This is a genomic window from Phocaeicola sp. RTP21359st1_B8_RTP21360_211022 (assembly GCF_040911965.1).
In the GTDB taxonomy this organism is placed as follows: domain Bacteria; phylum Bacteroidota; class Bacteroidia; order Bacteroidales; family Bacteroidaceae; genus Phocaeicola; species Phocaeicola vulgatus.
Genome location: NZ_JBDFXP010000035.1, coordinates 18,941 through 40,915 on the forward strand (window position 1 = coordinate 18,941; position 21,975 = coordinate 40,915).

Here is a 21,975-nt window from a genome sequence, read left to right on the forward strand (position 1 = left end):
TCACATTTTATATAAATAAAGATAGTTCTATCTTATGATACACCTAAACCGGCAGTATTAAATAAACTAAAATAGAAAGAGCCAAAGCGTCTCTCAGTTCATTTAAAGCGATATTCAAATGATTCTCCACCGTTTTTTTCTGTATCCCCAGTTTCTCTGCTATTTGTTCGTTAGAAAGTCCTTTTATCCGACTCAACTTATATATCATTTTCCTTTTAGGAGGCATCTCATTCACTACCATATCAATTAATAATTGCAAATCTTTCGCTATCAATTTATCATAAGGAGTATATTCATCAGAAATCTCGGGAACATTATCTTCGCTTGTAAACCGGGAGACTTTTTTAGTTGTGATATAATTAAAAACGGTATATTTGGTAAGCATGAACAAATAAGAATCAAAATGATGTACCTTGTGAAAAATCGCTCTCTTATTCCATAGTTTTATAAAGACAATTTGAGTCAAATCCTCAGAATCATCCAAATCTTTTATAAATCCCCGTATAAAAGCATATACCTTAGGATAAAACAGCTTGAATATCTTATGAAAGGCTTCATGGCTGCCAGAGGCAAATTCTCCTACAACTTCCGGTTCTACAATCATTATTAAGATTAATTCAAATGAAACGGGTGTAAATGTAGGGAATTTATTAGAAAATACCAAAAATAGATTCTAAAAGTACAATTTTAGTTTATAGAGATAAAGGAATACAAAACGAGCTGCCTCCTATATTCGAGCAGAAACATATCACTCGAATATGGGAAGCGGAAAGAAATATCTGCAAACAAATTTATTTTGTCAAAGTTAAAGATCGTTACTGATTTCATATAATCCAACCAATTGTTGATTACGTTGGCAATCGAGATTGAAGATTGAGAATTTATAATAAACATGGTTCATTAACTTTTTTAGGTTATAAGCCATAGTTGCCAACAAGACATGTTTGTTCGCGAATTTTATACCTCTGGTATGTACTTTTCTCATGGCCCTAAAATCAAGCAATGTGTCTAAAACCGATTCGACTGTGGCGGAACGTAATTTTTTCATTTTTCATCCCATTGGTGAATGTTAACTTTAGTTTGCCTTGCTGTTCATACTAACCTGCCCAAAAATAACAGTCGCCGAAATTCTGTTATGGTGTATATATGTTTTTATACTTTAAATTCTTATCAATTTGATGGATTAATTTGAAAGACAAACGCTTATGGAAGTTCTGAAAAGTCTAAGGTAACGATTTGGAGATTGTGCTAATTTCAGTACTTTACAGTCTCATACTTATGAACAACTTTTATAGGACAAAGATACTATTTTTTTTGAATAAGAGAATAATTTCACAGGAAAAATAGAAATTTTATGGGGAAGTGTTCTGATAGCATGTCGTTGTAGATTGTAGGGAGGGGATGTAAAACGGCAGGCACATAGAATTTCCGATATTCAGAAAGCCGTATTCCCAAAATAGAGATTATTTTTGAAAGAATCACATAATCCGCTAAGAATAAAAGTTTATGCGGATCATCAAAAAACGAGGTAACGAGTTGGCAACCGTTCTGGTTTCTACATACTTGCATCAATTGCGTTGATGTGCAACTCACTTTATGTAAAGGTACGATTTTTTACGGAACATGCAAAACACCTTTGATTTTTCTTTTTTAGCAACCGTCAAAAACAATCTTTCGGTTTCATATCCCGGTCACAAAGGCGGTACAGTCTCTTTATGAAAAGTAAACAAAGGTCAGGCAGGATTGAAACAGACTGTTACGAGAACAGTCAGAAAAGGATTGCATACAGGAATTACAGTCTGATACCGGGCAGGGGACAACTTTGTGCCAAAGTCCAAAAAGAGGTTCTTTTTCCAGACGGCAAACTCCCTCACCTCTAAAAAACAGTCTGTGGCTGGCGCACGCAAACGTCCAGCCTTTATGCGGACAGCCTTAATGCCCGCAGCCTGTACAAGTGCGTAAAAAAACAGGTAAATGGAATCTTCATCCGCTTCCCCGCGCCTTGCCGACACTCCTATATTCCCGTTCCAACACCTGCTCGATCTCGCTCCTCTTGTACAAGACCTTGCCACCAAGTACATAGTAAGGCAGCGTGCCGTTGCTCCGATACTCGCCCAATGTCCTGCGGCTGACTTTCAGCATACACGCCACCTCACTGTCGCACAGGTACACGTCTTCTTTTGGCGGAACCGCGCCATCTCCGAAAATGCCGTCAATCATCGCCGACAGCCGGTCGATACGCTCGTGGATGGACTGCATCCACGCATCGTCTTTCGTTTTCAATTCATTAAACATTATATAGATTAATTTGTTATATGACTCATTTTGTGACTGATTCTGAAGTTGTGTAATCCACAAGCAATAAGAATCACCATATCTTCGAAACCGAATTTATGGCATCTGAATCGTTCTTTGACAATACGGCATTTTTTCATACCACCTATGGCATGCTCCACTTTAATCCTAACTCCGGAAATCCGCTTGTTCTCTTGTTTTTCAACACAAGTAAGCTCTTTCCCTTTAGGTTTCTTTTTGGGCATGCATATTTCAACTCCATCCGGTTTGTGTCCGATGAAACCTGTATCCTGCCAGAGCCTAATACCTTTGGGAAGTAGAAGAGGTTCTTCATCACAAATCTTTTTGTCATGGACATGACCTTTGTATGTGGAGCTCAACCATACAATCCGAAGATTGTTAGTACATAACAGGTTATTCTTTATGCTATGAGTTTTTTTTACCACTATAGCATGCAGACTGCCAGTCTTCATCCAAAGGACGCTGAATAGGTCGCTCGGTTCCGTCCAACAAGACTTCTTCGCACCCTTGAAGAATGTGTATCAGACGTTTGGAGTTACGGTCAGGCAATTCACCAAGCGTTTTCAATGTACGCCGGAGAATCTCAGAAAGAAGGTGAATCCATCTATTGGCCTGGGGCTGGGTCATCTCAAACTGAATAGCATGGAGTTCCTGAAGGGGATTGGTCTTCAGATATACCAATATGAAGAACATTTTGTCCTGAATCAGAGACAACACTGTTGTAAGATATACGTTGGCGCACTTTACCTTCCAAGGTAAAATGGCTGTAATATTCATCCCAATGGTACTTGAAAGTTATTAGCAAAGCGTCAAACTCAGCAGGAGTTAATCCTGTCGCAGCAAGCACTTGGCTATGACGGTGGCGAATCTTGTCGTAATACATCAATTGAACTTTTTAGATCACAAAGATAAATCAAAGAACGCTTTAATCAATTATTCGATATAAACTCTATTATACATACTGCTCATTTGTCTTTTGTTGATACTTCAGTTCAATTCCTTCAAATGGTGTGCCCCCTGTAGCGTGCATCCTTGCGTCTGTCCTCCACTTTCGTGACGATACGCTCCACGTCTTCCGGCAGGTAATAGGTACGGTTGCCTATCTTGGTATAGGCGAGCGTGCCGTTATCCCGCAAGGTCTGCAAGGTGCGCTTGCTGATTTTCAGCTTCAGGCAGACATCCTGGTGGTCGAGCCAGCCAGCCGTCCTCTTCACGCCTTTCAAATCCAGATGGGGATTCCCTCCACCCTATGTATGAACCGTTCGATTTTCATGGCAAATTCCTCGAACGCCTTCCTTTCAAAACATACGGTTTCCATAACAATCCGATTTTATGTTGATACTTCAAATTCATACCATCCGGAGAAACGGTCACTCGTGGTGCCGGTATAACAGCGCATGGAAGAATTTAATCTGAAAACTGACCGTGCAGATGTTATTGTTCCCGCCGCTGAGATATTTCTGATAATTGCAGGTATTGTCAAAGCTGAGTATATCCATGTTCCGGTCATTGGCTTAGCAGATGGTATTATTGACAATTTGTATGCCATATACCTGAAAACGGAATAAAAGGAATTGTGCATAGCTGTTTTAACTAGGGGATATTCAGTAAATCCTATAAAATTAGCCAACTAATTCATACTAAAAGTATTGCGAATTAGTTGGCTTTTTGTATCTTTAGGTATTTCCCCTAAAATTTTGAAGAACGATTGACAAATGCTTCAGCGGAGTCGTTCAATGCTAAAATCAAAGCTCTTCGAAGCCAGTTTAGAGGGGTGGCTGATCTGAAATTCTTCATGTTCAGACTGGCTAGGCTATACGCTTAAAGGAAAGCTTGCCAACCGGAAAAATCCGCTGCCCCTGGAAAAAGCAGCATAGCCAAAAGAAAATATAGCAGAACTGTAAAATATAAAAGAGTTTGTGCCAACGTTTTGACACAAACTTAGCAGATTACTATTCAGCTGATACCTATTCTGAAAGATGTAAACAACTTGTTTCTTAGATAGCCTTATAAATATTCTACTACTTATTACAGTTCATTTAGAAATGTTATTCTCACTTTTATTCCTCCGCTTTTTCACTTGCTCCACTGCTTCAGATATGATTCCCTTGTTTTCAAAACGCTGCGTGTAATTGGTGTAATCCGGGTGAATACGTTCGTAAGTTAGGTCAGTGAATAAGGGACTCGTAATAATGTGGTCCGCAGTCGAACGGTTACAGCAGAAAACAATATTTTCAACTCCAGCCAGTCTGGTCAATGCTTTCACATCCGTATCATGCGGCTGTAGTGTCATCGGATCTGTAAAAAAGAACAGATAGTCTATTTCTCCTTCTACGATCCGCGAACCAATTTGCTGGTCACCTCCTAAAGGACCAGATTTCAGGATTGTGATATCCCATTTGATTTCAGGATGTTTTTCTTCAAGGGCTTTTTTAATTAGTGTACCGGTTGTACCCGTACAATAGAATTTATGTCCTATCAGACGTTCCGAGTTCCAGAGAACCCACTCTATCATGTCTTTTTTCATTGCATCGTGTGCAACAAGTCCAATTCTACGAACAATTGTTTCCATAAAGCTAAATTATTTTATTTTTATATGATAATTATAATAACAAAAAAACTAATTCTATTGAAGGCCGGAGGATGACCGGATAAATCTGAGCAATTCTTTGTTTGCCTGGCTATCCATGACGGTTTCCCGTTTTTCTTCAAAAAGATTGAGTGTTGTGGAGCATTCCCCACAGATGTCAATGCCTACTACCTGTTTTTTCTGAAGAATAACAGCCAGCAGTTTCTCCAATTCCCATAAGCTGAGAGAACCTTGATCCCAGTTTGTTGCTGCCGAAGCCGGATTCAAGACATCCTTGTCTATGGAAATGTAAACCGGTCCGTTGATATGTCCGGAAGAAAAGTTCTGCCAACCCTCTTCGTGCATGAGCGTAGTTTCACTGTAAAACCGAACTTGTCTTTCATATCCTTTCGGCACAGCCTGTATCAGTTTGTCTGAAGAACCTACGATAATTACTTTCTTGCAGTTGTTGTTATGGTCCAATATATCCTTTACCCAACTTCCGCAAGAAAGTATGTTGTCAAACAACGGTGGCTGCATATCGGGATGGTGGTCGAACACAATCAGCGAAAACGGAGTTTCAAGTTTGTCTGTCCAGAATTTAGTCAAATAATGATAATTGCCTGAATCGATGAAATGGACTCCCTCCGCCGGATAATCAGCAATCATCCCCTTCAAAGCCAAAGCCCCCTCCCTGTCACAGTAGCCATCTGTACCATAAAGATGACGACAATCCAGCCATATAAATTTATTGTTCCGGGCAAACGCCTCGTAGTCATACACTCCCGTGAAGTTCATGATGATGATCGGCCATGCTATCCGTTTATCTGTTTTTTGATTTTGCCCGCTCATACGTTGTTTTTGCATATCCTTTTACTGTTCATTAAAACCATCGTACATAACAGAAATCTTGTCGGTGAGGTAACAAAGCATTCTTGGGATACATACGGAAGGCCTGCTTGAAGCTTCCAGCGTTGAAAATGCCGGATGTCGCCTTAAAGGTATATAAATTCCCATTCTTGGAAACCGGCAAAAGGGGAATAACCTCATATATGTGATCCTGACCGTCTTCACGCCTGATAATGACCGATTCTATTCCGATTGCGTCATCCAGGCCTTTCTCATCAACGACAACCGTCACCTCATATTCCTTTCCGGCTTCAACCGTGGCATTCAGCCCATTCCCTGCCTCTATGGATTTGATTTCTATGGCATCCCATCTGCTTCGGACGTTTGCTTTCCAGTCAGCCATCATTTTCGCCTTCGCAAAGTTGTCGGCTGCCAGAATGTGGAAATGCTCTGACAGTTTGTTATAGAACCTGTCATAGTAGTCGTCCAACTGTCTTTTCATGGTAAAATGGGGAGCGATTTGTGCGATTGAGTTCTTGATATACTTGACCCAGTCTTCCGAATAGTTCTTCCCCCCATGCTCGTAATACAGTGGCAGGATGTCATGCTCCAACAAATAATAGATGGCTTCGGCATCCAGCTGGTTTTGGTACTGTTCATTCTGATAAGTCCTTTTATCAGTCAGTGCCCATCCAGCATCCTTACGGTATCCTTCATACCACCAACCGTCCAGCACGGAGAAATTAAGCACACCGTTCATCAATGCCTTCTCGCCCGACGTACCCGAAGCTTCTGCCAACCGCGTAGGGGTGTTCATCCAAATATCCACCCCCGAGATAAGATGGCGTGCCAGGTCCATGTCGTAATTCTCCAAGAATATGATTTTACCTAAAAATTCCGGACGCCGGGATATTTCCACGATTTGCTTGATCAGCCCCTGCCCGGCACCGTCATTGGGATGGGCTTTGCCTGCAAAGATGAACTGTACCGGATATTTCGGATTATTCACAATCCTGGCAAGTCGGTCTATATCCGTGAACAGAAGATGAGCCCTCTTATATGTAGCAAAACGGCGTCCGAAGCCTATTAGAAGAGCATCGGGATTGAATCTCTCAAAAATGGAAACGCTCAATGCCGGATCAATCTGACTCCTGAGCCAGTCCTTGCTGCATTTGCTTTTGATATAGTCCAGCAATTTTGCTTTCTGTTTTAACCGGGTATTCCATATCTCTTCATCCGGGATGCCATAGACGGCCTCCCAGATTTTCTGATTGGACTGGTCGCAGAAAAAATTCTCATCAAAATTGTCCTTGAAAAGCTTTTTCCATTCTGCCGCACACCAGGTAGGCAGATGTACCCCGTTGGTTACATAACCCACATGGTTCTCTTCCGGGAAGTATCCCTTCCAGATCGGCGCAAACATTTGCTGGGATACCGATTTATGCAACTTGCTGACACCGTTTACCTCCTGGCAGGTCTTGCAGGCGAAGACAGACATGCAGAAACGTTCCTCCTTGTCTCCCGGATTGTGACGCCCGAGATCCATCAGGTTATCCCAGGTTATACCCAACTTGCCAGGATATCCCTTCATATATTTATTGAAAAGCCCTTCGTCAAAATAATCATGACCAGCGGGTACGGGAGTATGTACGGTATAAAGTGAGGAAGCACGTACCAGCTCCATGGCCTGCCCGAAATTCAAGCCGCCATTTATGTAATCACAAAGCCGCTGGATATTGATCAGTGCGGCATGCCCCTCATTACAGTGATATACATCTTTCGTTATACCTAAAGCTCTCAGCGTTATCATCCCGCCTATGCCAAGCAGTATTTCCTGTTTTAGCCGATTCTCCCAGTCGCCTCCATACAGATGGTGAGTGATAGGGCGGTCAAACTCGCTGTTGAGTTCATTGTCCGTATCCAGCAGATAAAGGGGAATACGCCCCACACTGGCTTTCCAGACATTGGCATGTACCACAAAACTGTCGGCATAGGGGACGTGGATTACCAGTTGTTTCCCATCCGGTTGCATTACCTTTTCAATCGGGAGCTGCCCGAAATTCTGCGCTTTATAATTGACTGTCTGCTGGCCGTCCATGGAAAGCGACTGGTCAAAATAACCGTAACGGTACAAAAGTCCTATGGCACAAAGGTCCACATTGCTGTCCGACGCCTCTTTCAGGTAATCCCCCGCCAACATTCCCAAACCGCCGGAATATATCTTAAGGACTTCATCCAAGCCGTATTCCATGCTGAAATAAGCTATTGACGGGCGCTGGTGATCCGGTTCCACATCTACGTATTTTTTGAAGGCGGAATAGACGGCATCCATTTTATAGACAAAGTTCTCATCATGTGCCAGCGCTACAAGCTTCTCATAATTTATCCGCTCCAGAAACAATACCGGATTCTGTTCCACCTCTTTCCAAAGTTCCGAATCCAAATCACAATACAGTTTCTTTGCGTCATCATTCCATGTCCACCAGAGATTATGTGCGATTTCTGCAAGTTTTCGCAGTTCTGCAGGAAGATGTGAACCTACTGTAATCTCCCTCCACTGAGGGGTATTTACATTATAACTTGAATATTCCATGACATTTTAATTAAATAAGTCCTAATCTTTATTCAGTCCTTTTATTATTTTTCGTTTACCGACAATCCATACCGTATCATTCTCCTTGAAAATTGTATCAGGGTCTGGATTCATAATATTCACGGTACTCCTCTCTATTCCGATAATGATGCTATCCGATATGTCTGCCTCCCGGATCGTCTTTCCGATCAATGGTGAACCTCCTTCGACAGGAAATTGCCCTATTTCCATCTCATCCTGCGAGGATGTTCCGTTCCCGTTCCTTTCTACCTTCTTTTGCTCCATGGATGTCCGGAAGCTTTCCAACTGTCGGTCCGTACCTACGACCGTAACCTTGTCATATGGATAGAGATGTTCTTCCCCTTGTGGTATATCTAGGCGTTTTTCTCCACGGGTGATTGAAATCACATTTATCTGAAACAAGGTGCGCAAGCTGCTTTCTTTTAATGTTCTGCCCACATATATGGAATCAGGGGATACTGTGAAATCCGCCAAATGTAATTCCTTGAACGGGATATTGCTGCCAAAGGTGGAGCCTGTATCACTTTCTGTAGAAAGTCCATTCCCGTCCGTCCCCTGAAAGTTTGCCATAAATTGTCTCTCTATAGTCAGCGACCGTTTCTTGATCCGCTTGGAAAAATAAATGACGGCAATGATAATGGAAGAGACTACCAACCCGGCTCCCAAGGCAACATTGAAAAGATGGGTAATGATACTCATCATGATAATCGTGCAGATCAGTATTTTGACAAGTACTATTGATACCAAAGGCCCTCTGTTGAACTTGTTGTCCGTCCAGAGTTTACGGAACTCGGTTGAATTGTTCCTTTTCATGATGATGGCCCATAGAAACGGGGATATGACAAGAAAGATGATGATGAAGCCCAACAAGTTCCCTTCCATTCCCGGCAGACTTTTCCTAATCAAAGGATGCACATAGGAAAAATATAAAGTGATGAAAAAAACGCATACGACCAGATAGAGTGTGACAGACACCAGCATAGACCGGATCAGTTTATGCCAAGTACCCTGGTGTTTTACAGTCATTGCCCCGGACGTATAGTGTACGAGATAATCTTTCAGGGATTCAGGCATGTGGATGTCTATAAACCGGTATGCTGGTTCCGAAAGCCGTATCATATAGGGGGTAAGAAAAGTCGTTATGACAGATACTGCCACTATGACCGGATAGAGATACTTGTCCGTAACATTCAGACTGACGCCTAAAGATGCGATGATGAATGCGAATTCACCGACCTGTGTCAGTGAAAAGCCGGACTGTATGGCAATTTTCAACGGCTGGCCGGAAAGCAAGACACCAAAGCTCCCGAACAGTACCTGACCGGACAGTACCAGCAATGTCAGGATGAGAATAGGGACGGCATATTCCCACATCATGGCAGGATCGATCATCATTCCTACCGACACGAAAAATATGGAAGCGAACAGGTCTTTTACCGGCTGTACGATATGTACGATTTTTTCCGCTTCAACGGTCTCTGCCAGCAGGGACCCCATGACAAAGGCTCCCAATGCGGCAGAAAATCCCGCTTTTGTCGCAATCATCACCATTCCCAGGCAAAGTCCCAGAGAGGTTATCAATAAAATCTCGTTGCTGGTGAAACGGCGTATCTTCTTCAGCAGGGTAGGTATCAGATAGATACCCAATGCCGACCAGAAAATCAGGAAAGCGGCCAGCTTCAATATACTTTCCAGCATCTCCTTCCCTTCAAAATGTTTGCCTACCGCCAACGTGGAAAGAACAACCATCATCACTACAGCCACCAGATCTTCGATAACAAGAATCCCCAAGACAATGCCAGTGAATTTCTGTTGGAGAAGTCCCATGTCATTGAAGGCCTTGAATACGATGGCCGTGGACGACATGGACAACATTCCACCCAGAAAAATACTGCTCATGTGGGAGAACCCCATTGCATTCCCCGCTGTATAACCTATGAACATCATGCCACATACAATAGTGACAGTGGCAACGATAGCCGTAATGCCCACATTTATCAATTTCTTGAACGAAAAGTCCAGTCCCATCGCGAACAGCAGAAAAATGACACCGATGTCCGCCCATATTTTGATATTGGCAGGATCGGAAACAGTCGGGACCAGAGAAACGGAAGGACCCGCCATAATACCGGCTACAATGTAGCCCAATATGACCGGTTGCTTCAGCCACTTGAAAATGACGGTTACAATACCGGCAATAATCAGAATTATGGCAAGATCCGATATTAAAGGAGCAACTTCTGACATATTAACGGTTATTTTAGATCGATAATTCGTTAAGGACCCGGATCAGGCTTTTGTCAATAGGCTTGTCCTTTTTGATTGCCTGGACAAAAGGAACATAAACAATCTCGTTGTTCCGTATGCCTATCATAACATTTCGCTGGCCTTCCATTAAGGCCTGGATTGCGGCTTCACCCAGCCGGCTTGCCAGTATACGGTCATTGGCACTCGGAGCACCACCCCGTTGCAGATGGCCCAGGATAGAAACCCTGACATCATACCCGGGATATTCCTTCTTTACCCGGTCGGCGTAATATATGGCACCTCCATTCTTGTTTTCAGGACTTTCGGTCACAATTACGATGCTGCTGTTTTTCGTCTTTCTGAATCCGCGCCCGATGAATGTTTCCAACTGGTCCACGTCCGTCCTGTCCTCCGGGATGATGGCCGCTTCAGCACCGGAAGCTATTGCGCTGTTTTGTGCCAGGAAGCCCGCATCACGCCCCATCACTTCGACAAAGAAGATACGGTCATGGGAGGTTGCCGTGTCCCTGATTTTATCCACGCATTCCACAATGGTGTTCAATGCCGTATCATATCCTATGGTAAAATCGGTACCATATAGGTCATTGTCAATGGTGCCGGGCAATCCTATGCACGTCACATCATACTCCTCCGCAAAGATACGGGCTCCCGTCAGGGAACCGTCTCCACCGATAATTATCAAAGCATTGATGTTCTCTTTCTGTATGACCTTATAAGCTTTCTTGCGTCCTTCGGGAGTGGTGAAAGTCTCGGAGCGAGCTGTTTTCAGTATGGTGCCTCCCCTCTGGATAATGCTACTTACATCTTCCGTCGTGAGTTCTTTCACTTCACCGGCAATCAGCCCCTCGTAACCTCTATAAATTCCTTTCACTTTAAATCCGTTAAAAATGGCGGCGCGGGTCACGGCACGGATAGCCGCGTTCATTCCTGAAGCATCCCCTCCGGAAGTCAGAATTCCAATATACTTGTTATCCATAATTTGTTTTTTATATTTTAATTAATCAGGCAAAATTAGAAAGCAACTGTTTTAGCCTTTTTCTGCTATAAAAGATACGGCTTTTTATCGTACTCAGTGACACTCCTATCTTTGCGGCTATTTCCCGATATTTGACTCCGGTACAACATAAAAACGACATAATGTGCTTTAGGCAATGTTTTAAGGGCTTCCCTTATCTCTTTTGCATCATGCCCGTTATCCACGAAAATGAAAGAGTCGTCCCTTAACAGGAAATGATATTCAGGTTCTGATAATACATATAAATTCCCTCGTATTTTCTTTGTCCGGCAATTATTGATAAATGCATTGCGCATGATGGTATACATCCAGCCTTTAAAATTCGTACCGGAATCAAACTTATCCTTATTATCCAACGTCCTCAACATTGTTTCCTGCAACAAGTTTTCTGCTTCATCCTTGTCAGCAGTCAGTTTATATGCAAAACAATGCAGTTCATTCTGAAGGGCTACCAGCGCTTTATCGAAATCAAATCCTCTCATTATATTTATTTTGGAATTCAAATATCCGGGTGAAGGCATTCCCTGATAATAAGAAATGCCTTCTGTAGAGTCTCATCAAGATATCTTATTTGACATCAATAGTTTTGGTGGTTTCCTGAACCTTCTTATCTACGACTTTGGGAATATCGATAAACAGGACCCCGTGTTCCACTTTGGCCGAAATTTTATCTTTTTCCACATTATCCGGCAGCAGGATACTCTGCTGGAATCGGGAATAGGAGAATTCACGGCGCAAGTATTTTCCGTCTTTCTTCTCCTCCTTTTTCTCGTCCTTTTTTTCCATGCAGATTACCAGATTGTTGCTTTCATCCACACTTACCTTAAAATCATTCTTGGTCATTCCCGGAGCTGCCAGTTCTACCTTGTAGTCCTTTTCATTCTCAATCACATTGATGGCTGGAGCCGTAGCGTTTGCTCTTGCCATCCATTCATTGTCAAAGAAATCGTTAAAAATACTCGGTAACCAATTCTGGTTTGTTTTTACAGGTACCATTTTTACCTCCTCTTTAAAAGTTAATAATTAAAACTTAAAAAAAAGCATCTGCTTGATAGACAGATTTTTATTTTTTAGCCATCCCTTGTTTGGCCACAGCTTCTGCCCGTTTCCGTATCTCTTCCGGGTTTCCAAGGTAGTAGTCCTTGACAAGAACCAGCCTGTCGTCAAATTCAAAGACATAAGGAACTGCCGTAGGCAGGTTCAGGTTGGAAATATCCGTATCGGAAATTCCTTTGAGATGCTTGATGATTCCGCGCAGGCTGTTACCATGGGCGACTACCAGCAGGCTGTCCTTATACATCAATGCGGGAAAGATGATGCATTTCCAGTAAGGCATGACACGCCCAATAGTATCTTTCAGGGATTCCGTACGGGGAAGTTCGCTATCTGGTACACCGGCATAGCGGATATCCATGCCCGGATTACGGGGATCATCTTTGCCTACCGGAGCGGGAGCCACGTCATAGCTTCTTCGCCAGATGTGTACTTGTTCTTCACCATATTGGACCGCTGTTTCACTCTTATTCAGTCCCTGAAGCATGCCGTAATGCTTCTCGTTCAGCCGCCAGGTCTTTTCAACCGGAATCCAGTCTTTATCCAGCCGGTCCAAGACACAGTTCAACGTTTTTACGGCACGTTTCAAGTAAGAAGTGTAAGCTGCCTCAAAAGAAAATCCAGCCTCCCGTAATGCATCGCCTGCCTTGCAGGCTTCTTCAACTCCTTTCTCGCTTAAATCCACGTCCGTCCATCCAGTAAAACGGTTTTCTTTGTTCCATAGACTTTCGCCATGACGTAATAACACTATTCTTTTCATGGATACTTCTTCTTTATGCAATGGTTATTGAAGAATCCAGATATACGTCCTGAATGGTGTTCAGAAGTTGAATTCCGTCTTTCATCGGTTTCTGGAAAGCCTTACGACCGCTGATCAGCCCCATACCACCTGCACGCTTATTTACTACTGCCGTTACGACAGCATCATGCAGGTCGGATTCCCCATGGGATTCACCGCCCGAGTTAATCAATCCGACACGTCCCATATAGCCATTCGCCACCTGATAACGGCAAAGGTCTATCGGATGGTCAGTGGTCAGTTCCGAATACATACACTCGTTTGTCTTTCCGAATCCGATAGCCTTGAAACCGCCGTTATTGGATGGGAGCTTCTGCTTCACGATATCGGCTTTAATGGTAACCCCGATATGGTTGGCTTGTCCTGTCAAGTCGGCAGCGGCATGATAGTCGGTACCATCCTTTTTGAAGCTGCTGTTTCTCAAATAGCACCACAGAATAGTAGCCATTCCCAGTTCGTGGGCATATTCAAAAGCCTGTGACACTTCCACTATCTGGCGGCGGCTTTGTTCCGAACCGAAATAAATGGTAGCACCGACAGCTACGGCTCCCATGTTCCATGCCTCTTTCACCGTACCGAACATTACCTGGTCGTAGCTGTTCGGATAAGTCAGCAACTCATTATGGTTCAGCTTGACGATAAAAGGTATCTTGTGTGCATATTTGCGTGCCACGGCGCCCAACACACCGAATGTGGATGCCACGGCATTACACCCTCCTTCAATGGCCAGCTTTATGATGTTTTCGGGATCGAAATAAAGCGGATTGGGGGCGAAAGACGCTCCTGCAGAATGTTCTATGCCCTGGTCTACAGGCAGAATGGATACATAGCCCGTATTGGCCAGACGTCCATGTCCGTATAAAGCCTGCAAACTTTCCAATGTACGGATATTCCTGTCGGAATTCATCCATACCTTATCTATCATATCCGGTCCCGGAATATGGATAAGTTGTTTGTCTATCGTCTTACATGTATGGTTCAGGTAGTACTCAGCCTTTCCTCCCAATAAATCTACTATTTTCATTTTATTTATTTTTATTGATTATTCTGGTTTATGACTCCCGTTCACCCAGTTTTGCATCCATAAAAAGGATAGCACAGTCTCCGGCTTTCCTCAGATGACTAACAATATTGAGTACATTCGCTTCATCTTCTACTTGCTCACGAACAAATTGCCACAAGAAGTCCTGAGTGGCATTGTCTTTCTCTTCGGATGCTACCTGTACCAACTCATCAATCAGTTTGGAAACATGTTTTTCATGCTCCAAAGCATGCTCGAATACTTCAACAGGGTTACCCCAACCTTGTGGAACCACATCGACCTTGTCTACTTTCGGGGTTGCCTCACGCTTAATCATGTACCCGGCAATGGCATATGCATGCCCGGTCTCTTCTGCAGACTGTTTCTGCATCCAGCGAGCCATTCCGGAAAAGCCCTCTCTTTCCAGATAAAAAGACATTGATAAATACAGGTTGGCAGACCATAATTCTGCTGTGATTTGCTCATTCAGAGCATTTTGCAATTTTTCAGTCATGATGAATCAAACTTTTAATGTTAATAATAAATCCAAATTATCTCTCTTCTTTAAGAACAAGCATGGGCTTGTTTCAAGATTTCAATTAATACCGGACGTATCCCGCTGATAAAACATTCCACGGCGATCACTATTAGAATAAGTCCCATCAGTCTCATCATCACATTGTTTCCCGTCTCTCCCAAGATTTTTAAAAGCTGGGTGGACGCGCACAGAATAAAGAAGGAAAGAATGCAGACCAAAGCGATTACGCCAAGCAATACTATTTTGAAAGTATATTCCGAAGCATCTTCCATCAATGTTATTCCACTGGAAATCGCTCCCGGACCGCATAACATCGGAATGGCAAGAGGTGTGATGGTTATATCTTTGGAATATTCTTTTCGTTCAGTTTCATTCAGTTTCACATGGGTAAAATGTGCCTGCAACATATCATATCCGATTTTAAAGATGATGATACCTCCCACAATCCGGAATCCGTTTGTTGAGATGCCGAAAAAATGAAACAGAAACCTGCCCGATAATGTAAAAAGGACTAATATGATAAATGCAATGGTACATGCTTTCAAGGCGATATATCTGCGTTCTTTCGTATCCATTCCATCAGTCATTTGCAGGAATACCGGCATCACTCCAAGAGGGTCCATCAAGGTGAATAGCGAAGTGAAACACAATGTTAAATATACAAATATATCCATGATGACATATAGTTTATTATCGATTATTATATCGCAAAAAACATACCAGATAGCATTCTGCAATATTAAATTTTGCATAACATCAATCTTAAATCCATACCGTCAAAAATAAGGTAGTTTCCGTTCGTTTTCCTTGGCGAGGATACGTAACAATTCCATAAATGCCGTACTTACATATATACGGTCTGCATACAGCCCGCTGATGAAAGAATGGAAGGACATGCTTACATTCCAGCATAATATGAGAAATGTGTTTACCTGACGTGATATGTACTGCTCATGTTCAAGCAATTCATTCAAGGCATTCAATGGCGTTGTCCATTCATGTGTATCCCGTTTCATTTCATTGATTACAACACATCCTCCATCATGGCATATCCGATTCATCATCTGATAAACCTTGTTCATATTGTCCTGTGCTTGGGAGTTCAGCTAGGAGCTAAGTATTGGAAGCCGTTCATCTTCAAAATAAACCTGCAATGACAGGTATAAACCGGTTGACCATATTTCTGTATTGATCAACTCATTCATGGCGTTTTCTATTCGTTTATCCATTATCACTCTGAATATTGAAAATCCATTACTAATATCATGTGTTATTCTCAGTATATAAAAATTCCATTCGATTGTGGGTAACCCATAAAACGGAATTCTTAAACGAGGCTTAAATAATAGGATAACTTATCGGCGTAGACAAATTGTCATAAAAAATAGCACTATGATGTCTTTTTGTCTTGCCTCCCTTGCAGAATATCCAATAAGACATCCAGTTCTCTTTCTATTCCTTCAATCTTATCGGAAATACAGTCCAAAGTATTATGGTGCAGACTAGCTTTACACTCCTGCAACTCTCTTGACAGAGAAAGTATCTGTAACCAAAGTTCTTCCTCTATGTGATAGGGGGAGTTACTATTATCTAGTACCATAGCAGGAGAAGGCAGAAAAGTGCTTTGGCATGTAATTTGTATGATAATGAACGGTATGTTCCGAAAGAGACAGGAATGGAAATGAAAGGATAGAATATTCCACAAAAGACAGTAACAAACAAAGGGGGAAAGTCGTTGGAGACAGTTGTCTCGCTTTTAAAACAAGTTGCTTTCATAATGTTTATTATAAGCCAACCCTGTTCCCTGGAGTTGTGTTTATATAAAGTTAAGCGTGGGAACTTTGGTATTACCGTTCAGAAGTATCCCCATACTCAACAACATATAATACACAAAGCCCCACGTCTATATATAACAAAAATCTATATAGATAGAACGTGGAGCGTCCAATGTATTATCCAATTGTTGTTTCGAAATTGGGGATTTCCTGAACTTGGATAATGCCTTAACGCTTTACTATAAATCTTCTATTTTCAAAAGACTAATACAAATGTAATAAAAGAAATGAATTCTTTGAAAGGAAATATCTCTTTTTTTTAAGGGGTGGCTTAATTTTTCTTTATTTAAAGTCTTAGAATTACTGCCCACCAAAGCCCGTCACGAATGTTTTGAAATCCTCAAGCTGTACATTAAGCTCTATATAGTATAGCAGAATAGCAGAAAAACAGACCATGATACCGCAGGTATATAGGTCATAACCCACTCTTCCGTAAGTATCTTATCTATTTGACAATAATAAAAATGTAAAGGAGGATAATGACATGGACAATATTCGTATCCCAATACATATAGGTTAACATATAAGGGAGAATGGTCACGGAGTCCACAAACCATAGAATGAAAAAATATATTTCCATCGTGTACGGTTTATGTCTCTATCCGGATATTTGACCGGTGCCGCAAATGCGCAATGCATACTCCACAAAAAACACCAGGGAGGAAAAATAAGTCATACTGAATAACGCCTGTCTGTAATGGGCCATGGATACAAATGAACTACAGATAATAGCTGCAATAGATATAACGATACAAGCACAAAATAATGTACGAACGTGTCCATCAGTTGCATTTGGATGAAACAGTACCACTTTATGCAATGTTTGGTTAGATTGAGTCTGAACATAGGACCTTAAAAATTAGACGGATATAAATTTACTAAAAATCTGTGGAAAAGAGGAATAGAAAGGCGGAAATGTTTTTAAAACGGCTATGAATAAAGCGTTTGTGAGGACAAATGAGGACAAAGGCATAAAACGAGGTAACGCAAAAAAAAGTAAATTTATGAAGTAGAAAGGTTGCTAAATCATTACCCCGTGAAAGGTGGTTTTTGATACTCCGTGCTGAATTTTTCTCCGTATGGCTTCGGTTGGTTTACAAGGCATAACTCATTGATACTTAATTTTAAACTTAAAAAACGAGTATGGCAAGAAGTACATTCAAAGTGCTGTTCTACGTGAACGGCAACAAGGAGAAAAACGATATTGTCCGCATCATAGGACGGGTAACGATTAACGGGATTGTGACGCAGTTCAGCTATAAGTAGAGTATCCCGAAAACGCTTTGGGACGTGAAAGGGAACAGGGCGAAAGGCAAGAGTGCGGAAGTACGTGATATCAACCTTGCCCTTGACAACATCAAGGCTCAAATCATCAAGCACTACCTGCGTATATTCGACCGTGAAGCGTTCGTGACGGCTGAAATGGTGAGCAATGCTTATCAGGGTATCGGCAGTGAGTATGAGACACTGCTCAAAGCGTCCGGACGTGAGAACGAAGTATTCAAGAAGCGTGTCGGAAAAGACAGGGTAATGGCAACCACCGTTCACGGGTGGTGGCAAGAAACCATGTGGCAGCGTTCATCAAGTCTTTTTACAGACGGACGGATATGTTCATGCTGGAGATTAAGCCCGACTTCATCAAGGGGTTTGCAGCCTACCTATCAACGAAAGCGGGACTTCACAACGGGACGATATGGGAAAAATGCATGTGGCTGAAAGGCGTTGTCATGTGTGTGCACTTTAACGGACTAATACCGAAAAAAACGTTTGCCCAATTCCACATCAGCCCTAATGTGACGGAACGTGAGTTCCTGACGGAAGATGAACTGAAAACGTTGATGACGCACGAGTTGGGGATGTCCAACTGTTCTATATTCGTGACATTTTTGTTTTCGCCAGCTTCACTGCCCTCTCTTTCGTGGACATCAAGGAACTAACCAATAGCAACATCGTAGAAGTGAATGGTGAGAAGTGGATATTGTCCAAACGGTACAAGACAAAAGTGCCGTTCCAAGTGAAACTGTTGGATACTCCTTTGCAGATTATCGAGCGTTACCGACCCTGTCAGGAAGACAATCTCATATTCCCTAATCTCAACTACTGGTCTATCTGCAAATCTCTGAAAAAGGGGATGAAAGAGTGCGGATAACAAAGGATATTTCATTTCAGTATTAAAACTATTAAACGGGCGTAATTTAATTCGACAGAAAATCCGGCTTCTGACAGCCATTTTTTCACTTCATTCCGAGAGTTTGCAGTTTGACTGCCATAAACAGCAATATTTCAGCATGGGGACATAGTTTGCGGATATTATCCACACTTTGTGCTGTTCCGCTTCCTCCATGTGTACAGAATGGGAGTATCTTTTTCCCGGACAAATCATAACCGGACAGGAAACTTTTTACAGGAGAAGACAGAAGACCACCCCAAATAGGACTACCGATAATCAATGTATCATAATCATCCATATTCTCTACTTTTGTACGCAGAGCTGGAAGAATATGATTGTCTCTTTCATTTTTGAAACGGTCAACCACTTCATTATATTCATCAGAATAGGGTTCTTCCGGTTCAATCTCCACCATGTCGCATCCAATAAGTTCATGGATAATGTTGGCTACAGTTTGCGTATGTCCGCTCCATGAGAAATAGACTATCAATGTTTTCCCCGGCTCTGAGTGAGGCAACGAATCTATCTTATCTTCAACAGCCGGAGTGTTGCTGCACGAAAGGAAGGTTAAGAGCAGCATTGCCAATAAGCACTTCAGTTTCATAACTATTTTTATTTAGGTTTTGGGGTTATCCTCTGTTAATTTCTATCTGTCCAGCTGTTTCTCATACAGCCACTTCGACAGCAGGTCAGCTACTTCCACATTGTTCAAATCCGACATCGGGAAGTGCGTATTCCCATGCAGACCGACATCGGGCAGATGAATGACCGTCACGTCACCGCCCAGCTTATTGAGCATTTCGGCCCACTTGCGCATGAGATGCAGACGGCGTGTCCATTCGTAAAGTTCCGGATGTTCGTCTGTTTCGGGCAGGTTATCCCCATAGTAAATGATGATGGGAATTTCCATGTATCTCTTGAAAACTGCCATAGGGACTTCTATTCCTTCTGTTTTTTTAGACCGTGTCAAGACTTTGCCTTCTTCGGGAACTTGACCGGTTGGGAAGGGTACACTTCCACCGGGTTCGTATGCTACAATGGCTTTGATGTTCTTCGTTTTGAGCAAAGTAAACCAACCCACCGGACCGCCTTGTGAATGAGTGACAAATATGGCCGGACCGATTTTGTCAAAAAGAGCAGCATAGGCATCGGAATAGACATCGAAGTCCAAAGGTCCGATGGTCGGCGTCATCTGCCGGAAGTACTGGTTTAAGGCTTCCCGGTCGCGACTGAACTGTACACCCTCGAAATAATCAGGATAGATTCCCACACGGAAACGGTTGAACCATTCTTCTTCATCGAATACCGGTTCCAGTGTGACAGCTTCCGTACTCCGTCCGGCATTTTCCCGGCGAGGCTGGTCGACAAGATAGGTGGAGAAACCTTTGCGAAGAAATATATTCTGAAACCCTTCGCGTCCGTCAGGAGTGGTCTCCCATGTTTTGGAAAACTGGCCGACACCATGTGCAAAAACAAGTGGATATTTCCGTGCATCAACCGGTTTCTGATAAAATACATAAGCATGGTCGCCGTGGTATTTGTGTCCCAATGAATCGGTCAGTACGGTGCCACCTACGGCAAAACTGCCTTGTTCCTCTATTTGCAGAATATTCCCTTTGTAACAATTACAGCCCGACAGTAAAGCGATGAACGTCATGTAAAATATCTGTTTCTTCATACACGGATTATTTTGGGATTTTAGACTCCTGCAAGGCATCGTAGCGGCTACCCACCACAGGAATGGCAGCTACGGCTGTTTCCAGTTCTTCTATCTCTTCTGCCGTGAAACGGATGTCGCAGGCACGAAGGTTCTCTTCCAGATGAGAGAGTTTGGTGGTGCCCGGAATAGGCACGATAAAAGGCTTCTTGTTCATCAGCCAGGCCAAAGCTATCTGTGCCGGGGTAATGCCTCTTGTACGGCCGAAAGCGTTAAGAACTTCCACAATACGATAGTTGGCGCGTATGGCTTCGGGCTGGAAGCGTGGCAAGGTCTGCCGGTTGTCGTTGGTAACATCAAACTTGGTATATTCATTGATCATACCGCCCAAAAAACCACGGTTCAGCGGACTGTATGGAACGAAACCGATGCCCAAATCCTCGCACAGCTCCAACACTCCGTTCGTCTCTACCATGCGGTGCATCAAGTGATATTCGCTTTGGATTGCCGTAACCGGACATATCTTGTGCGCACGGCGGATGGTATCAACGTTTACTTCACACATGCCCCAATGCAGGATTTTACCTTCCTTGATGAGTTTGCTGCATGTTTCAGCCACCGCTTCAATCGGTGTGTTCGGGTCTATGCGGTGCTGGTAGAACATGCCCAATGTTTCAACTCCGAGATTGCGCAACGAGTTTTCACAAACCCGGCGGATGTTGGCCGGAGTGCTGTCCTCTTCGGTTTTAATCTGCACACCGTTTACAAACTTATGTCCGAACTTCGATGACACAAATACCCGGTCGGTATATCCTTTCAAGGCTTCGCCGACCAATTTTTCATTGATGTGGTAGCCGTAGCTTTCGGCTGTATCGAAAAGGGTCACCCCACGTTCAACAGCTTCATGCACCAGGGCGATTTCTTTTTCCCTGCTCGGGTACTGGCTGCGGTTATGGTTCAAGCCCATACAGCCATATCCCATTGCAGAAACAGTGAATGCCGTATTTCCGTGTCCCAATGTTCGCCGAGTGCGCACCGCCGCCATGCCTGCAGGGATGTTGTTTGCAACTTGTTGTTTCCCCATCCATACCCGTTCTGCTGCCGTTACCTTGTTCAAGGTAGGCCCGACACACATGGCAGCTCCTGTCAATGCCGCCATTTTAAGGAATCTCCGGCGGCTCATATCCTTGTCTTTATCCATATTTGATAGTCTTTAAATTATTTCTGTTGCAAAGTTAACGTGACAGAATTGATAAACTTTTTTTGATATA

Annotated in this window: 19 protein-coding genes and 6 pseudogenes; 3 read left to right on the forward strand and 22 right to left on the reverse strand. The window is 42.9% G+C overall.

The window, feature by feature from the left end:
• Nucleotides 1-43: 43 nt before the first annotated feature.
• The 5 genes and pseudogenes from AB5062_RS16460 to AB5062_RS16480 all read right to left on the reverse strand — a co-directional run bounded on the left by AB5062_RS16460 (nt 44) and on the right by AB5062_RS16480 (nt 3,634).
• Nucleotides 44-604 carry an RNA polymerase sigma-70 factor gene (locus AB5062_RS16460; protein WP_032953279.1) on the reverse strand — a complete coding sequence of 187 codons (561 nt, stop codon included), beginning with the start codon at nt 602-604 and terminating at the stop codon, nt 44-46.
• A 1,379-nt stretch (nt 605-1,983) separates the two neighbouring features.
• The gene (locus AB5062_RS16465; protein ID WP_004295270.1) at nt 1,984-2,295 is read right to left on the reverse strand and encodes a helix-turn-helix domain-containing protein; all 312 of its coding nucleotides are present in this window, start codon (nt 2,293-2,295) and stop codon (nt 1,984-1,986) included.
• 8 nt (nt 2,296-2,303) lie between these two features.
• A complete protein-coding gene (locus AB5062_RS16470; RefSeq protein ID WP_005650024.1) occupies nt 2,304-2,768 on the reverse strand; it encodes an IS5 family transposase in 465 nt (154 codons plus the stop codon).
• Nucleotides 2,722-3,093, reverse strand: coding sequence for a transposase family protein (locus tag AB5062_RS16475; protein ID WP_005641938.1), 372 nt, complete (start codon nt 3,091-3,093; stop codon nt 2,722-2,724). Before AB5062_RS16475 ends, AB5062_RS16470 begins: the two co-directional genes overlap by 47 nt.
• Before the next feature lie 224 nt (nt 3,094-3,317).
• Nucleotides 3,318-3,634 (reverse strand): annotated as a pseudogene (locus AB5062_RS16480) (helix-turn-helix domain-containing protein).
• 73 nt (nt 3,635-3,707) lie between these two features.
• Here AB5062_RS16480 and AB5062_RS16485 point away from each other — a divergent pair.
• Together AB5062_RS16485 and AB5062_RS16490 are read left to right on the forward strand one after the other, a co-directional pair.
• Nucleotides 3,708-3,884 (forward strand): annotated as a pseudogene (locus tag AB5062_RS16485) (Ppx/GppA family phosphatase); the annotation flags it as partial.
• 128 nt (nt 3,885-4,012) lie between these two features.
• Nucleotides 4,013-4,141: pseudogene (locus AB5062_RS16490) on the forward strand (transposase); the annotation flags it as partial.
• Between the two features lie 210 nt (nt 4,142-4,351).
• Here the strand turns inward: AB5062_RS16490 and AB5062_RS16495 are convergent.
• From AB5062_RS16495 to AB5062_RS16560, 14 genes and pseudogenes are all read right to left on the reverse strand, one after another.
• Entirely contained in the window at nt 4,352-4,888 is a 537-nt protein-coding gene (locus AB5062_RS16495; protein WP_005835659.1) for a methylglyoxal synthase, read from the reverse strand.
• A 54-nt stretch (nt 4,889-4,942) separates the two neighbouring features.
• On the reverse strand, nt 4,943-5,752 hold the full coding sequence (locus tag AB5062_RS16500) for an arginase family protein (RefSeq protein ID WP_195642174.1): 810 nt from the start codon (nt 5,750-5,752) through the stop codon (nt 4,943-4,945).
• Between the two features lie 16 nt (nt 5,753-5,768).
• Nucleotides 5,769-8,327: an alpha-glucan family phosphorylase gene (gene glgP, locus AB5062_RS16505; protein WP_004295277.1), complete on the reverse strand. Its 2,559-nt coding sequence runs from the start codon at nt 8,325-8,327 to the stop codon at nt 5,769-5,771.
• Nucleotides 8,328-8,348: 21 nt separating this feature from the next.
• Complete coding sequence (locus AB5062_RS16510; protein WP_005835662.1) at nt 8,349-10,595, reverse strand: cation:proton antiporter; 2,247 nt, start codon at nt 10,593-10,595, stop codon at nt 8,349-8,351.
• A gap of 13 nt (nt 10,596-10,608) precedes the next feature.
• Complete coding sequence (gene pfkA, locus AB5062_RS16515; RefSeq protein ID WP_004295279.1) at nt 10,609-11,592, reverse strand: 6-phosphofructokinase; 984 nt, start codon at nt 11,590-11,592, stop codon at nt 10,609-10,611.
• Nucleotides 11,593-11,617: 25 nt separating this feature from the next.
• Nucleotides 11,618-11,692 (reverse strand): annotated as a pseudogene (locus tag AB5062_RS16520) (RNA polymerase sigma factor); the annotation flags it as partial.
• Nucleotides 11,658-12,113, reverse strand: a complete 456-nt coding sequence (locus AB5062_RS16525; RefSeq protein ID WP_005641942.1) for an RNA polymerase sigma factor — start codon at nt 12,111-12,113, stop codon at nt 11,658-11,660. The pseudogene AB5062_RS16520 and the gene AB5062_RS16525, both read right to left, overlap by 35 nt.
• An 85-nt stretch (nt 12,114-12,198) precedes the next feature.
• Nucleotides 12,199-12,627, reverse strand: a complete 429-nt coding sequence (locus tag AB5062_RS16530) for an Hsp20/alpha crystallin family protein (protein WP_004295281.1) — start codon at nt 12,625-12,627, stop codon at nt 12,199-12,201.
• A 67-nt stretch (nt 12,628-12,694) separates the two neighbouring features.
• Complete coding sequence (gene gpmA / locus AB5062_RS16535; protein ID WP_004295282.1) at nt 12,695-13,444, reverse strand: 2,3-diphosphoglycerate-dependent phosphoglycerate mutase; 750 nt, start codon at nt 13,442-13,444, stop codon at nt 12,695-12,697.
• Between the two features lie 13 nt (nt 13,445-13,457).
• Nucleotides 13,458-14,507, reverse strand: a complete 1,050-nt coding sequence (locus tag AB5062_RS16540) for a class I fructose-bisphosphate aldolase (protein ID WP_004295283.1) — start codon at nt 14,505-14,507, stop codon at nt 13,458-13,460.
• Nucleotides 14,508-14,535: 28 nt separating this feature from the next.
• Nucleotides 14,536-15,018, reverse strand: a complete 483-nt coding sequence (locus tag AB5062_RS16545) for a ferritin (RefSeq protein ID WP_004295284.1) — start codon at nt 15,016-15,018, stop codon at nt 14,536-14,538.
• 50 nt (nt 15,019-15,068) lie between these two features.
• Nucleotides 15,069-15,716 carry a MarC family protein gene (locus AB5062_RS16550; protein ID WP_005835670.1) on the reverse strand — a complete coding sequence of 216 codons (648 nt, stop codon included), beginning with the start codon at nt 15,714-15,716 and terminating at the stop codon, nt 15,069-15,071.
• Nucleotides 15,717-15,818: 102 nt separating this feature from the next.
• A pseudogene (locus tag AB5062_RS16555) lies at nt 15,819-16,247 on the reverse strand (ferritin-like domain-containing protein).
• A 185-nt stretch (nt 16,248-16,432) separates the two neighbouring features.
• Nucleotides 16,433-16,642 (reverse strand): hypothetical protein, encoded by a 210-nt coding sequence (locus AB5062_RS16560; protein ID WP_004295287.1) that lies wholly within the window; start codon nt 16,640-16,642, stop codon nt 16,433-16,435.
• A gap of 1,378 nt (nt 16,643-18,020) precedes the next feature.
• Between AB5062_RS16560 and AB5062_RS16565 the strand changes: the two are divergent.
• Nucleotides 18,021-19,023, forward strand: a pseudogene (locus AB5062_RS16565) (phage integrase SAM-like domain-containing protein); the annotation flags it as partial.
• Nucleotides 19,024-19,111: 88 nt separating this feature from the next.
• Here AB5062_RS16565 and AB5062_RS16570 read toward each other — a convergent pair.
• From AB5062_RS16570 to AB5062_RS16580, 3 genes are read right to left on the reverse strand one after another with little or no spacing between them, the layout of a single operon-like run.
• A complete protein-coding gene (locus AB5062_RS16570) occupies nt 19,112-19,651 on the reverse strand; it encodes a flavodoxin (RefSeq protein ID WP_004295290.1) in 540 nt (179 codons plus the stop codon).
• Between the two features lie 42 nt (nt 19,652-19,693).
• A complete protein-coding gene (locus AB5062_RS16575; RefSeq protein ID WP_005835680.1) occupies nt 19,694-20,725 on the reverse strand; it encodes an alpha/beta fold hydrolase in 1,032 nt (343 codons plus the stop codon).
• A 7-nt stretch (nt 20,726-20,732) separates the two neighbouring features.
• Entirely contained in the window at nt 20,733-21,905 is a 1,173-nt protein-coding gene (locus AB5062_RS16580) for an aldo/keto reductase (RefSeq protein ID WP_004295292.1), read from the reverse strand.
• Nucleotides 21,906-21,975 lie beyond the last annotated feature (70 nt).

Coding starts and splice junctions, on each gene's coding strand:
- AB5062_RS16460 (WP_032953279.1), bottom strand. CDS start 604: ATGATTGTAGAACCGGAAGTTGTAGGAGAATTTGCCTCTGGCAGCCAT.
- AB5062_RS16465 (WP_004295270.1), bottom strand. CDS start 2,295: ATGTTTAATGAATTGAAAACGAAAGACGATGCGTGGATGCAGTCCATC.
- AB5062_RS16470 (WP_005650024.1), bottom strand. CDS start 2,768: ATGAAGACTGGCAGTCTGCATGCTATAGTGGTAAAAAAAACTCATAGC.
- AB5062_RS16475 (WP_005641938.1), bottom strand. CDS start 3,093: ATGAATATTACAGCCATTTTACCTTGGAAGGTAAAGTGCGCCAACGTA.
- AB5062_RS16495 (WP_005835659.1), bottom strand. CDS start 4,888: ATGGAAACAATTGTTCGTAGAATTGGACTTGTTGCACACGATGCAATG.
- AB5062_RS16500 (WP_195642174.1), bottom strand. CDS start 5,752: ATGCAAAAACAACGTATGAGCGGGCAAAATCAAAAAACAGATAAACGG.
- glgP (WP_004295277.1), bottom strand. CDS start 8,327: ATGGAATATTCAAGTTATAATGTAAATACCCCTCAGTGGAGGGAGATT.
- AB5062_RS16510 (WP_005835662.1), bottom strand. CDS start 10,595: ATGTCAGAAGTTGCTCCTTTAATATCGGATCTTGCCATAATTCTGATT.
- pfkA (WP_004295279.1), bottom strand. CDS start 11,592: ATGGATAACAAGTATATTGGAATTCTGACTTCCGGAGGGGATGCTTCA.
- AB5062_RS16525 (WP_005641942.1), bottom strand. CDS start 12,113: ATGAGAGGATTTGATTTCGATAAAGCGCTGGTAGCCCTTCAGAATGAA.
- AB5062_RS16530 (WP_004295281.1), bottom strand. CDS start 12,627: ATGGTACCTGTAAAAACAAACCAGAATTGGTTACCGAGTATTTTTAAC.
- gpmA (WP_004295282.1), bottom strand. CDS start 13,444: ATGAAAAGAATAGTGTTATTACGTCATGGCGAAAGTCTATGGAACAAA.
- AB5062_RS16540 (WP_004295283.1), bottom strand. CDS start 14,507: ATGAAAATAGTAGATTTATTGGGAGGAAAGGCTGAGTACTACCTGAAC.
- AB5062_RS16545 (WP_004295284.1), bottom strand. CDS start 15,018: ATGACTGAAAAATTGCAAAATGCTCTGAATGAGCAAATCACAGCAGAA.
- AB5062_RS16550 (WP_005835670.1), bottom strand. CDS start 15,716: ATGGATATATTTGTATATTTAACATTGTGTTTCACTTCGCTATTCACC.
- AB5062_RS16560 (WP_004295287.1), bottom strand. CDS start 16,642: ATGGTACTAGATAATAGTAACTCCCCCTATCACATAGAGGAAGAACTT.
- AB5062_RS16570 (WP_004295290.1), bottom strand. CDS start 19,651: ATGAAACTGAAGTGCTTATTGGCAATGCTGCTCTTAACCTTCCTTTCG.
- AB5062_RS16575 (WP_005835680.1), bottom strand. CDS start 20,725: ATGAAGAAACAGATATTTTACATGACGTTCATCGCTTTACTGTCGGGC.
- AB5062_RS16580 (WP_004295292.1), bottom strand. CDS start 21,905: ATGGATAAAGACAAGGATATGAGCCGCCGGAGATTCCTTAAAATGGCG.